This window comes from Tenacibaculum sp. TB-53 (assembly GCF_059716285.2).
In genome coordinates this window covers 911,359-924,495 of record NZ_CM202790.1, presented here as the reverse complement: position 1 = coordinate 924,495, position 13,137 = coordinate 911,359, and the positions used below count along the sequence as shown (strand labels likewise).

The 13,137-nt window shown below is 32.1% G+C and carries 12 protein-coding genes; 5 read left to right on the top strand and 7 right to left on the bottom strand.

Going from position 1 to position 13,137, the window contains the following annotated elements:
• The first annotated feature begins 10 nt into the window (after positions 1 to 10).
• A complete protein-coding gene (locus AC3VJB_RS04145) occupies positions 11 to 1,534 on the top strand; it encodes a hypothetical protein (protein WP_073184080.1) in 1,524 nt (507 codons plus the stop codon).
• A gap of 148 nt (positions 1,535 to 1,682) precedes the next feature.
• A complete protein-coding gene (nhaA, locus tag AC3VJB_RS04140; protein WP_231128414.1) occupies positions 1,683 to 2,990 on the top strand; it encodes a Na+/H+ antiporter NhaA in 1,308 nt (435 codons plus the stop codon).
• Positions 2,991 to 3,002: 12 nt separating this feature from the next.
• Here the strand turns inward: nhaA and recG are convergent, their stop codons facing one another.
• On the bottom strand, positions 3,003 to 5,114 hold the full coding sequence (gene recG / locus AC3VJB_RS04135) for an ATP-dependent DNA helicase RecG (protein WP_497666793.1): 2,112 nt from the start codon (positions 5,112 to 5,114) through the stop codon (positions 3,003 to 3,005).
• 61 nt (positions 5,115 to 5,175) lie between these two features.
• On the opposite strand from recG, the gene AC3VJB_RS04130 reads away from it, so the two are divergent.
• Both AC3VJB_RS04130 and AC3VJB_RS04125 read left to right on the top strand, forming a co-directional pair.
• Positions 5,176 to 6,387 carry an RsmB/NOP family class I SAM-dependent RNA methyltransferase gene (locus AC3VJB_RS04130; protein ID WP_497666792.1) on the top strand — a complete coding sequence of 404 codons (1,212 nt, stop codon included), beginning with the start codon at positions 5,176 to 5,178 and terminating at the stop codon, positions 6,385 to 6,387.
• Between the two features lie 309 nt (positions 6,388 to 6,696).
• A complete protein-coding gene (locus AC3VJB_RS04125; protein WP_253680214.1) occupies positions 6,697 to 7,128 on the top strand; it encodes a hypothetical protein in 432 nt (143 codons plus the stop codon).
• A 50-nt stretch (positions 7,129 to 7,178) separates the two neighbouring features.
• On the opposite strand, the gene AC3VJB_RS04120 is transcribed toward AC3VJB_RS04125, so the two are convergent.
• The 4 genes from AC3VJB_RS04120 to AC3VJB_RS04105 are packed head-to-tail and all read right to left on the bottom strand — an operon-like array spanning position 7,179 to position 9,807.
• Positions 7,179 to 7,640 (bottom strand): MaoC family dehydratase, encoded by a 462-nt coding sequence (locus tag AC3VJB_RS04120; RefSeq protein WP_253680216.1) that lies wholly within the window; start codon positions 7,638 to 7,640, stop codon positions 7,179 to 7,181.
• Positions 7,641 to 7,645: 5 nt separating this feature from the next.
• Positions 7,646 to 8,266, bottom strand: a complete 621-nt coding sequence (locus AC3VJB_RS04115) for a trimeric intracellular cation channel family protein (protein WP_047788850.1) — start codon at positions 8,264 to 8,266, stop codon at positions 7,646 to 7,648.
• Positions 8,267 to 9,385, bottom strand: a complete 1,119-nt coding sequence (locus AC3VJB_RS04110; protein ID WP_437824626.1) for a DEAD/DEAH box helicase — start codon at positions 9,383 to 9,385, stop codon at positions 8,267 to 8,269. It lies immediately after the preceding gene.
• 35 nt (positions 9,386 to 9,420) lie between these two features.
• On the bottom strand, positions 9,421 to 9,807 hold the full coding sequence (locus tag AC3VJB_RS04105; RefSeq protein ID WP_437824624.1) for an acyl-CoA thioesterase: 387 nt from the start codon (positions 9,805 to 9,807) through the stop codon (positions 9,421 to 9,423).
• 89 nt (positions 9,808 to 9,896) lie between these two features.
• Between AC3VJB_RS04105 and AC3VJB_RS04100 the strand changes: the two genes are divergently transcribed.
• Entirely contained in the window at positions 9,897 to 11,234 is a 1,338-nt protein-coding gene (locus tag AC3VJB_RS04100) for an MATE family efflux transporter (RefSeq protein ID WP_437824622.1), read from the top strand.
• Here the strand turns inward: AC3VJB_RS04100 and AC3VJB_RS04095 are convergent.
• Together AC3VJB_RS04095 and ychF are read right to left on the bottom strand one after the other, a co-directional pair.
• Entirely contained in the window at positions 11,231 to 11,905 is a 675-nt protein-coding gene (locus tag AC3VJB_RS04095; protein WP_437824620.1) for a DUF2461 domain-containing protein, read from the bottom strand. The genes AC3VJB_RS04100 and AC3VJB_RS04095 overlap by 4 nt on opposite strands.
• 84 nt (positions 11,906 to 11,989) lie before the next feature.
• Entirely contained in the window at positions 11,990 to 13,081 is a 1,092-nt protein-coding gene (gene ychF / locus AC3VJB_RS04090) for a redox-regulated ATPase YchF (RefSeq protein WP_437824618.1), read from the bottom strand.
• Between the last annotated feature and the right edge of the window lie 56 nt (positions 13,082 to 13,137).

Sequence of the window (13,137 nt, the reverse complement as noted above, 5' to 3'; positions counted from 1 at the left end):
ATAAAATTTAATGCTTAACATTATTTTTAAAAGAGCACTCGTAGTAAGTTTACTAATGAGTGTTCATTTTTTTTACGCGCAAACAAATACCATTCCTGAAAGAAAAACACAGTTTGGTTTTGGTCAAATTGATTTCTTATCAATTAAAATGCCTGAAGGAGAACAAAATATGGACTATACAGGGCTTCACTACAATCTAAAACTAAATGATTGGAGTTATGCTGGAGTTGGTTTATATGGTGCTATTGGAGGTATTAGAGGAGGCTTTTTTACTTTAGGTGTAAATGCTGGAATCCAACAAAAAATAACCGATAACTTTTTTATTGATGCTGGAATTCACTTTGGTGGTGGTGGTGGTGCATCTGCCCCTGATGGTGGAGGAGCTTTTATACTTCCTCATCTTAATTTAGGATATGATTTTAAACACTTTTCTGCAACTGCAGGATACAGTTATGTTGACTTTTTTGATGGTGGCACCATAAATAGTAGCCAGTTTAATGTAGCAATACAAGTACCTCTTTCTTTTGAAACAACAAGTTTTAAAAATAGAGAAAGTAATTTTTCTATAGAAAATTTAAGACAAAGTTCTTGGAATATCTTTAGTAATCGAATTTCATTATTAGTTCACCTAAATAACGCTAAGGTAACCAAAGGTTCTTATGAAGGAAATACAATACGTTTAGCAGGATTTGAATTAAACTCTTATTTTACAGATAATTTTTTCTTTTTTGTTAAAGCTGATGGCGCATATCATGGAATAAAAGCTGGGTATATGGATGTATTTTTGGGTGGCGGATATCATTTATCAATGAATAGAAACCGTACAAATATTTTAGCTAAATTAGGATTAGGAGCCGGTGGTGGTGGTGGAGTAGATACTAAAGGCGGTTTTTTAATTTATCCAGATATCTCTTTAGAACAAAAACTATTCGATAATGTATATGCCTCAATCAATAAAGGATATATGATGAGTCCCGACTCTCATTTTGTTTCTTCTACTTTTGGTCTAGGATTAAAATACTATGTAGATAGAGATGGAATTTTATCAGACGAAAGAGAATTTTCAAGAGGAAAATTTAAAGGTTTTGATGCTATTATTAAACAAGACTTATATGTTAATGCAGCAAGAGATGAAGGACATAATGAAAACATGCATCAAATATCATTACAGTTAAATTTTTTCTTAAATAAATATTTATATGCTGCTGGTCAAACTTCTTTTGCTAATTTTGGTAATGCTGGCGCTTATGCAGAAGGTATAGTAGGGTTAGGAGTGCAAACTAATAGCTTTTTTAAAGAAAGAACAACATTTTTTGCACAGATTCTAGGAGGTGCAGCTGGTGGTGGTGGTATAAGCACAGGACAAGGGTTAATTATTAAACCTAGTATTGGAGTTAATCAAAAACTTACCAATAAGTTAAATTTAAGATTAGGAGCAGGTTATGTAAAAGCTAAAGGTGGAAGTTTAAGTAGCACCCAACTAAATTTAGGTATTTCATATAATTTCTCCTTCTTAAGTGTTAAAAAGTTTTAAAATTTAACTTTTCGTTAAAGTTTGATGAATTATCTTCGCTTTCTGAAACAAAAAAATTAATAACCTTACTTTTTACTAAAAAAGTAAGTAACAATCTATATACATAAACATGATAAAAAAAAGAATTATATCTCCACTCCAAAATTTCATGAAAACTGAAAGTGCAAGTGGTATTTTACTCTTAGGAGCTACTTTACTTGCTCTTATTTTAGCAAATTCTCCTTTTAAAGATAGTTACAATGCTTTATGGGAATACAAAATTGGTTTTAAATCAGAACATTTTGAATTGTATAAACCTTTAATTCTTTGGATTAATGACGGATTAATGGCTGTATTTTTCTTTTTAATAGGGTTAGAAATTAAACGAGAATTTTTAATTGGAGAGTTAAATTCTACCAAAAAATTAGCTTTTCCTCTCTTCGGTGCTCTTGGTGGAATGTTGTTTCCTATTTTATTTTTTGTTTTCTTAAATAAAAGTGCTGATACAGCACATGGTTGGGGGGTACCTATGGCAACAGACATAGCTTTTTCTTTAGCGGTATTAAATACTCTAGGTAAAAGAGTACCTCTTAGTTTAAAAGTATTCCTAACAGCTTTTGCCATTGTAGATGATATAGGAGCTGTTTTAGTTATTGCCTTATTTTATAGTGCTAGTATAAATATAACTTTAATATCTATAGCGTTAGCTTTGTTAGCCTTTTTATATTTTATAGCTTACAGAGGTTTTTACTCAAAATATATAACTTTCTTGTTTGGTACTGTAATTTGGGTTTTATTCCTTAAAGCAGGTATACACCCAACAGTTGCAGGTATATTAATGGCTTTTGCTGTGCCTATTAGACAAAAAGTACATACTCCTGAGTTTATAGCACACTTATCACAAATAATGGATAATATCAAAGGGGCTAAAGTTTCTTCTAAACCTATATTATCGAAAGAACAAGTTGCAGAAATAGATAGTTTAGATCATTGGATAGAAGATTATCAGTCACCTTTACAATTGTTAGAGCATAAACTACATGATATAGTTGCATATGCAATTATCCCTATTTTTGCTTTAGCTAATGCAGGAGTTTTAATAGATGGTGATGCTAACTTAGACACCTCCTTAATAATAAACATCGCTCTATGTTTAGTTCTTGGAAATAGTATTGGAATTACTACAATAATTACTACCGTTAAAAAACTTAAAATAATTGAGGTTCCTAAAGATATAAATAATAGACATATTATAGGTGTATCGTTTTTAGCAGGAATTGGGTTCACTATGGCTATATTTATTGCTAGTTTGGCTTTTGCTAAAAGTCCAGAGTTCCTAGGGTCTGCTAAAATTGGTGTATTACTAGGTTCTCTTGTATCTGCTATAATAGGATACCTAATATTAAGATACAATAAAAGTGAAAGTGATGTTGATAAAAACGATCAAAACAAAAAAGAAGAATTAAGTACTAGTTAATAGTGCTTAATTCTAACTTATATTACTCCAAATTCCACTTGTTTTTCTAAGCTTTTCATAAGCTTTCAGCAAGCTGGAATTTTTTATTTCTGATAAATTAGGATCTTCATGAAGTAAATTTATGGCAGCTTTACGTGCTACATGTAATATTGGACTATCTTTAACAACATCTGCTATTTTAAGGTTTAACACTCCACTTTGCTGTGTTCCCATAATATTTCCCGGACCACGAAGTTTTAAATCTACTTCAGCAATTTTAAATCCATCTGTAGTTTCTACCATAGTTTGTAATCGAGTTTTTCCGTCAGAAGATAATTTGTAACTCGATAATAAAATACAGTAACTCTGTTCAGCTCCACGTCCTACTCTTCCTCGCAATTGATGTAACTGACTTAATCCAAAACGTTCAGCACTCTCTATAACCATTACTGAAGCATTTGGTACGTTCACTCCTACTTCAATAACCGTAGTTGCTACCATAATTTGCGTATCTCCTTTTGCGAAACGTTCCATTTCATAGTCTTTATCAGCAGGTTTCATTTGACCATGAACAATACTAATTTGATATTTAGGAGAAGGAAATTCTCTAGAAATACTTTCATATCCATCCATTAAGTCTTTGTAATCCATCGCTTCAGATTCTTGGATTAAAGGATATACCACATAAGCTTGTCTCCCTTTAGCAATTTCATCTTTCAAGAACTTAAAAACACCCAAACGATTACTATCATAACGGTGTACAGTTTTAATTTCTTTACGTCCAGGAGGCAATTCATCAATTACGGAAATATCTAAATCACCATACACAGACATAGCCAATGTTCTTGGTATAGGTGTCGCAGTCATCACCAAAATATGAGGAGGAATAGCTCTTCCATCAGATGAACTTTTTTCCCACAACTTTCTTCTCTGTGCTACTCCAAAACGATGTTGCTCATCAATAATAGCAATTCCTAGATTTTTAAACTGTACTTTTTCTTCTAAAATAGCGTGAGTGCCAATCAAAATATGCAAAGAACCATCTAGTAAGCTTTCATGAATTTCTCTACGTTTTTTTGTTTTGGTAGATCCTGTTAATAATTCAACTTTAATATCGGTTTTCTCTAATAATTCTATTATCCCATTATAGTGCTGTGTTGCAAGTATCTCTGTCGGTGCCATAATTGTGGCTTGATAGCCATTATCAATGGCTAACAACATAGTTAATAATGCTACAATCGTTTTCCCAGAACCTACATCACCTTGTAATAATCGATTCATGTGCGCTCCAGACCCTGCATCTTTACGAATTTCTTTCAGTACTCGTTTTTGAGCTCCCGTTAAGTCAAAAGGTAAATGATTGTTGTAAAAATTGGTAAACTCCTCTCCTACCTGTTCAAAAACGAAGCCTTTTAGTTTTGATTTTCGTATGAGTTTTTTCTGTAGTAATTGTAACTGAATAAAGAATAATTCTTCAAACTTTAATCGATATTGAGCCTTTGCTAGTAATTCTTGATTCTTAGGAAAATGAATATTTAATAACGATTCTTTTTTACCTAAGAATTGATATTCTTCAATAAAATAAGCAGGAAAAGTTTCTTCAATATCATTATACGCTTGTTGAAACAAGTTTTGAATCATCGTACGCATAACCTTGTTACTTATTCCTTTCGTGCTTAACTTCTCAGTAGAAGGATATACCGGTTGCATAGCCATTTGCAGCTTGCTTTTGTATTCTTTTACTGTTTCCATTTCTGGGTGTGGCATATTAGGAGTTCCATTATACCAATTTAATTTCCCATAAATAACATATGGAGTATTTACTTTTAAACTATCTTTAATCCACTTTACACCTTTAAACCAAACCAATTCCATAGTACCTGTAGCATCTGAAAAAGTAGCCACTAACCTACTTCCTCTTTTTTGCTTTACGGTTTTTACGCCCGTAATCTTACCTACTATTTGTACTTCAGCAGAGTTTTGTTGCAACTGATTAATCGTATAAAACTGTGTTTTATCAATATATCTAAACGGAAAAAGATGCAACAGGTCATTACAAGTCTTAATACCTAACTCGGTAAATAGTAACTCTGCTCTGGCAACACTAATTCCTTTTATATATGTTACGGGGTGATTTAAATTCATTAAGAACGAAAATACAAAAAGCCATTAAAATCAACTATCTTTGCACTCTTAAATTCATCAAATGAGATTACATAGAAATTTAGTTTTCGCGGTTATTGATAGCTTACGCGATATTTTTAATGAAGATGTGTATGCAGACAAAGCTGTTGAAAAAGCTTTAAAGAGAGATAAACGCTGGGGAGCACGTGATAGAAAGTTTGTTGCTGAAACTATTTATGATGTGGTTCGTTGGAAACGATTATATGCAGAAATAGCAAATGTAAAAGCACCGTATTCTCGTCCTGATTTATGGCGATTATTTGCTGTTTGGTGTGTACTAAAAGGAATTCAGTTACCAGATTGGAATCAAATTGAACCTACTCCTACTAGACGTATTAAAGGAAAATTTGATGAATTATTGAAAATAAGAAAGTTTAGAGAGTCTATTCCTGACTGGATTGATGAAGTAGGTGTTCAAGAATTAGGTGAAGAGGTTTGGACCAAAGAAATAGCTGCTTTAAACAAACAAGCAGAAGTTATCTTACGTACAAACACCTTAAATACAACCAAAGCTCATTTACAAAAACAGTTAGCTTCTGAAGGAATTGATACTGAATTTATCAAAGGATATGATGATGCTTTAAAATTAGTAGAAAGAGCTAATGTTTTTAAAACAGAAGCCTTTAAAAAAGGCTTTTTTGAAGTGCAAGACGCTTCTTCACAATTAGTAGCTGCTTATTTAGATGTAGAACCTGGCATGAAGGTCGTAGACACTTGTGCTGGTGCTGGTGGAAAGACATTGCACTTAGCTTCTTTAATGAAAAATAAAGGACAAGTTATAGCAATGGATATTTACGAGAGTAAATTGAAAAAACTAAAAGTACGTGCTAGAAGAAATGGAGTTCACAATATTGATACTCGTGTAATTGATTCAACCAAAGTAATTAAAAAATTACAAGGAAAAGCTGATAGGGTATTAATTGATGCGCCATGTTCTGGTTTGGGAGTAATTAGAAGAAACCCTGACAGTAAGTGGAAATTACAACCTGAGTTTTTAGATAAAATTCGTGGTACACAACAAGAAGTATTACAACAATACTCTAAAATGGTAAAGCCAGGTGGGAAAATGGTATATGCCACTTGCTCAGTATTACCTTCAGAAAATCAACAACAAGTTGAGTTCTTTTTAGCTTCTGATGCAGGAAAAGATTTTAAATTTATAAAAGACGAAAAAGTACTATCGCATAAATCTGGTTACGACGGATTTTATATGGCCTTACTAGAAAGAAAGTAAGCTGTATAAATAGAATATATTAAAAAAGGCTCGGGATAAATATCTCGAGCCTTTCCTTTCAATCAACTATTAAAAACTAACTAATCACTAAACATTACTTGTTAAGTAATTATATGTTTATGTGACGACTATTTTCTAGTGTTGTTACACTAATTACTAGTCTTTAACATTATTTTATGAAAGCCTTCTACTTACAAGCTAATCACTTTCTTTTTTTACTTGTGCACTACTCTTTGATTTACAGTCTGTTTTGGATTTTGAGTTATTTATAACTACATTTAACAGTAACTAACTAAAAAACTATATTTTATGACAGATTCAAACAAACCCACCACACTTTTTTGGATTATTGGTATTGCAGCCTTAGTTTGGAATGGACTAGGTGTTATGTCTTATATTGGTCAAGCTTACATGACAGATGAAGTCAGAGCTGCTTTACCTGAAGCAGAAAGGGCTTTATATGAAAATGTTCCTACTTGGGTTACCGCTGCTTTTGCTATAGCCGTTTTTGGAGGATTACTTGGTAGTGCTTTTTTATTAATGAGAAAAAAGTTAGCAAGACCTATGTTTTTAATTTCACTAATAGCTATTGTAGTTCAAATGTCGTATAACTTATTTATGAGTAGAGCATCTGAAGTATACGGACCTGGAAGCATTATAATGCCTATAATGGTAATTGTTATAGGTGTGTTTTTATTAATGTATTCAAAAAAGACAATAGCGAAAGGCTGGTTGTCATAATACTAAGAAATATAAAACTTTAAATGCTGTCTTTCTTAAGGCAGCTTTTTTTATTCAAATAGAACAAAAATAAATTCGGCAACACAGGCTGGTTTTTCCTGTCCCTTTATTTCTATCGTACAATCAAAAGTTAACTTTTTACCGTTTTGAAAGTCTTCTATTAGTTTAACGGAACTAATTAAACGTAATTTACTATTTACAGGCACAGGGTTTGGAAAACGAACTTTATTTAATCCGTAGTTTAACCCCATAATTACACTTTTTACTTCAAATTGTTTAGAAATTAGTTCCGACAACATAGAAACGGACATAAATCCGTGCGCTATCGTTGTTTTTGTTGGAGAATATTTAGCAGCTTTTTCTTCATCGATGTGAATCCACTGTTTATCTAATGTAGCATTGGCAAAATCATTAATCATTTGTTGAGTTACAGTATACCACTCTCCTACCGGTAACTGTTTTCCTTCTATATTAGAAAGTTCTTTTAAATTTTCAAAAACTAATTTTTTCATATCCTTTATTTACCAAATACATCTTTTTTTATTCGAGGAAGCTCCAATTTATACTGTACAGCAATTGTTCTTACAAGAATAATTATTCCTGCAGAAATAACAAAAAGTACATCTTCATTGATGTTTAAAGGATATAAAAGTAGGTATACAATACCTCCTGCTAAACAGGCTGACGCATATATTTCTCTATGAAAAATTAACGGAATTTCATTTGTTAGCACATCCCTAATTACACCTCCCATTACTGCGGAAGACATTCCCATAACTAAGGCTACAAATGGATGTAAATTAAAATTTATTCCTTTTTGAACACCTAATAACGTAAACACACTTATACCAATAGTATCAAACAAAAACATTGTTCTTCTTAACGGTGCTATTTTACTTCGAAATAAAAAAGTTGCTGCAACAGCTATTAATATTGTCCAGATATAGTTAATATCTCCAATCCAGTTTATAGGATGTGCATTAATAAGTACATCTCTAGTCATTCCACCTCCAACGGCAGTCACAAAAGCTATGATAATGACTCCAAAAACATCAAACTTTTTTCTAATAGCAACTAATGCTCCACTAATAGCAAAGGCAAAAGTTCCAGCAATGTCTATGGCGTAAATTACATCCATTTATATTGATATTTCAGAAAATTGTATTTGTAATGTTCTTTCTACTTCAGCTAAACGACTTCTTTCATTTTGAAGAATCAATGCTAAAGAAATTCCTCTTTTTCCTGCTCTTGCTGTTCTACCGCTTCTGTGTGTATAATATTCTAACTGCTCTGGTAATTGATGATGAATAACAAAAGCTAAGTTTTGAACATCAATTCCTCTGGCTGAAACATCTGTTGACACTAATACTTGAAGATTACCGTTTTTAAAAGCACGCATTACTTTATCACGCTCTTTTTGTTGCATGTCGCCTTCAAGAGCTTCTACCGAAAAACCGTCTTCTTGTAATTCTTTTGTTAGTTTTTGAGCTCCTGCTTTGGTTCTTGAGAAAATGATTCCTCTTTCAGCATGTCTTTTTTCCAAAAACTTAATAATAACATCGGTTTTTTCAGGGATCGTAGTTGTTACAAACTGATGCGTAATGTTGGAATTCACCAATACATTTTTGTTTACTTCAACTTGTTTTGCTGAAGCATTCATGTATTTTTTTATAATACTTCGAATTTCATCTGGCATTGTTGCCGAAAACAACCATGTTTTACGAGTACCAGAAGTATATTTTAAAATACGATTTAACTCTAATTTAAACCCCATACTAAGCATTTCATCTGCCTCATCAAGTACTAAGGTTTTGATATTTTTTAAATCTACATCACCCCTTTCTATTAAATCAATCAAACGCCCTGGAGTTGCCACAATAACATGTGTGGTTCTCTTCAAATTGTTGATTTGACGTTCAATCTTTTCACCACCGTAAACAGCTTCTACAAAAATTTTATCATCAACATATTTTGTAAACTTAAATAGTTGTTTCTTTATCTGTTGTACCAATTCTCTTGTAGGTGATAAAATTAACGCTTGTACATTGTCTTTTGAAGCATCTATTTTATGTAAAATAGGCAAGCCATAAGCAGCAGTTTTCCCTGTACCTGTTTGTGCTAATCCTATAAAATCTGAATTATTTTCAAGTAAATATGGTATAGTTTCTTGTTGTACTTCAGTAGGAGTTGTTATTCCTAACTCTTTCAATCCCTTAACATATTCTTTTCGTACTCCTAATGCGGTAAATGTTGTCATTCTATAAATTTATAAGTGCAAAGATATTGTTTCTTTTACGGTAACAATAAGTTTGTTACCTCTTTCGTAATTCTTTTAGGTTTTTTTGTGTTAGCATCTAACAAACAAAATGTAGTTTGAGATTTTACTAATAACGTTTCTCCTCTATACATTTCAAAATGACGTATGGATCTTATCCCTTCTGTTTTTCCAATCCAAGTCCTAAGCGTAACTTCATCTCCTAATACGGCTTGATTTTTATAATCAACTTCATGTCTAATAACAAACCACACATAATCGATGTTCTTTACATTTTTAGAAAGTTCTTTCCAATGAGCATCTGAAATGTTTTGCATCCATTGTACATATACCACATTGTTTACATGGTTATATTCGTCTATTTCTTCTGAAGTTACGATATGCTTTTGTTCAAATAAATTCATAAGACAAACTTACAGGATTGATGTTAATTATTACTTAAATCTAACCTTGTTTTTATTTTTGATGAATAATTCGTGTTAATTTAGTCAGCATGAATACAATCGCCAACGACTTAGGTACGAAAAGTATTAGTCAACTTATTTTAAAACAAGCTATCCCTGCTTCTATTGGAATTTTAGTAATGTCGATTAATATGATTGTTGATACCATTTTTGTTGGAAGATGGATTGGCGTACTCGCTATTGCTGCAATCACTGTGGTATTACCTATTGCTTTTTTAATTTCTTCTATTGGTATGGGAGTTGGAATTGGAGGAAGTTCTATAATTTCTAGGGCCTTAGGAGCTAATAAAGAAAATAAAGCCTTTGAAGTTTTTGGGAATCAAATTTCATTAACTATTGTATTATCTGTTTTATTTGTGCTTTTAGGAACATTTTTTAGTATTCCTATTTTACAACTTTTTGGGGCTAATGGAGATATTATAACTCCTGCTACTGAATATTTCGATGTAATTGTTTGGGGTGTTCCGTTTTTGGCTTTTGCTATGATGGGAAACCCCGTTGTTAGAGCTGTAGGGAAACCTAATTATGCGATGCTTACCATGCTCTTCCCTGCAATTGCTAATATTTTTTTAGATATTATTTTCATTAAGTTTATGAATTTAGGAATGTACGGCGCAGGTTTGGCTACCTCTATTTCGTATGCTGTTAGTGGAGTATTTATTCTTTGGTTTTTTATTTCAAAAAAGACTGAATTAAAAATTATTCCGAAGTATTTTAAATTGAATTTTTCTATTGTAAAAGAGATTGTGTCTTTAGGAGGAGTAACTATAGTAAGGCAAGGAACAATAAGTATATTAACTATAGTCTTAAACTATTCTCTTTTTAAGTATGGAGGTGAAATTTCAATTGCAGTCTATGGTATTATTAATAGGGTTATGTTATTTGCTTTATTTCCTGTTTTAGGAGTTACGCAAGGTTTTTTACCTATTGCAGGATATAATTATGGAGCCAATAATACAGAAAGAGTAAAGGAAACTATAAATAAATCTATCCTTTTTGGTACAGGTATCGCTGTTTTAATTTTTATTCTGATAATGCTATTTCCATCTGAATTAGTTGGTGTTTTTACAGAAGACGAAAAACTATTAAAACTTACTCCAGATGCATTAATAGTAGCTTTTTTGGCAACACCTGTAATAACCACTCAACTAATTGGATCAGCATACTTTCAAGCAGCAGGTAAAGCGTTGCCTGCACTATTATTAACACTTTTAAAACAAGGGTTCTTTTTAATTCCTTTAGTGTATATACTTCCTAAATTTTATGGCATAAATGGTGTATGGATGTCTTTTCCTATTGCAGATGTTTTATCCACTGCGCTTACCTATGCTTATTTGAAAAGAGAAGTGAAATTACACCTAAATTAATCTAAAATACTCTCTCCGTTTAAATTCGTAGTTAATACGTCACTCATATAATTAAAAAAAGGACGAAGTGCTTTAAAAGAGTCATCTACTTTTGTTAGAAAATCGGGAGCTAATACTTCTTTGTCTGTAAAACGTTGAATAGCTATATATCCTTTTTTTCGAATCAAATCGATATCTGGATGTTGCTTATCAAATCCTTTAGGAGCTGTTTTAAGCTCATCTCCTTCTAATTTACCTCCAAAATGTTGTACGTAATTCTTTTCTTTTAAAATTTCTCTAATTTCAGAAGCATCTACTTCAAATTCCTTTCGAATACGTAAAAGATCTTCTTTATTAGGCTCCCAGAATCCGCCAGCAACAAAACTATCGCCTGGGGAAATATGTAAATAATACCCTCCCCTTAATGCTGGTTTATTTCTATGAAAAGAACCTCCAAAATGTGTTTTATACGGTGTTTTATCTTTTGAAAAACGCACATCTCTGTAAATTCTAAATAGCTTAAACTTATCTATCTCATCATGCTTGTTTAAATTATCTTGAATGGTTTTGTATACAGCTTTTGCGTTATTTTGAGCTTCTGTGAATCGAGGTTTGTGTTCTGTAAACCATTCACGATTGTTGTTTTCTTTTAAGTCTTTTAAAAATTGAAATGTTTGTTTTTCTATTTGCATAGTAAATAAGCGATTTAGAATTTCTAAGGTACAAAAAAACTCCACTAGATTTTAGTGGAGTTTAGACTTTATTCTTCAAAAAGATTATACGTTAAATCTAAAGTGCATAATGTCACCATCTTTAACAATATACTCCTTTCCTTCTACTCTCATTTTACCTGCTTCTTTCACTTTAGCTTCACTACCAAATGATACATAATCATCATAACTAATAGTCTCAGCGCGGATAAACCCTTTTTCAAAATCAGTGTGAATAACTCCTGCCGCTTGAGGTGCAGTAGCACCTACAGGAATTGTCCAAGCTCTTACCTCTTTTACACCTGCAGTGAAATAAGTTTGTAAGTTTAATAACTTATAAGCCGAACGAACTAAGCGAGAAACTCCTGCTTCTTCTAATCCTATATCAGCTAAGAACATCTGACGCTCTTCGTAATCATCCAACTCTGTAATATCTGCTTCTGTACCTACTGCTAACACAATAACTTCAGCATTTTCATGTGCCACAGCTTCTTTAACTTTATCAACATAAGCATTTCCTAAAACAGCAGAACCTTCATCAACATTACACACATATAAAACTGGTTTTGCAGTAATGAACTGTAATGGTTTTACAAATTCCTCTTCTTTTTCTGTAAATTCAATAGAGCGAACAGATTTTCCTTCTAATAATGTTTCTTCAACCTTTAATAGAATTTCCAATTCTACTTGCGCCTCCTTATTACCTGTTTTAGCTGTTCTTTTTACACGCTCCAAACGTTTTTGAACAGTTTCTAAATCTTTTAACTGAAGTTCTATATCAATAGTTTCCTTATCTCTTATAGGATCAACAGAACCATCTACGTGTACTATATTATCGTTATCAAAACAACGCAATACATGTAAAATAGCATCTGTTTCACGAATATTAGCTAAGAATTGGTTACCTAAACCTTCTCCTTTACTAGCTCCTTTTACCAAACCAGCAATATCTACAATTTCTACAGTTGCAGGTAAAACTCTTTCAGGATTTACTAGCTCTTCTAGCTTTTCTAAACGAGTATCTGGCACGTTTACTACTCCTAAATTAGGTTCAATGGTACAAAACGGAAAGTTTGCACTCTGCGCTTTTGCGTTAGATAAACAGTTAAATAAGGTTGATTTCCCTACGTTTGGTAATCCTACAATTCCAGCTTTCATTCTATTGTTTTATTGAAATTTTGCGAGTGCAAATATAGTGCTTTGCTTTCTAAATT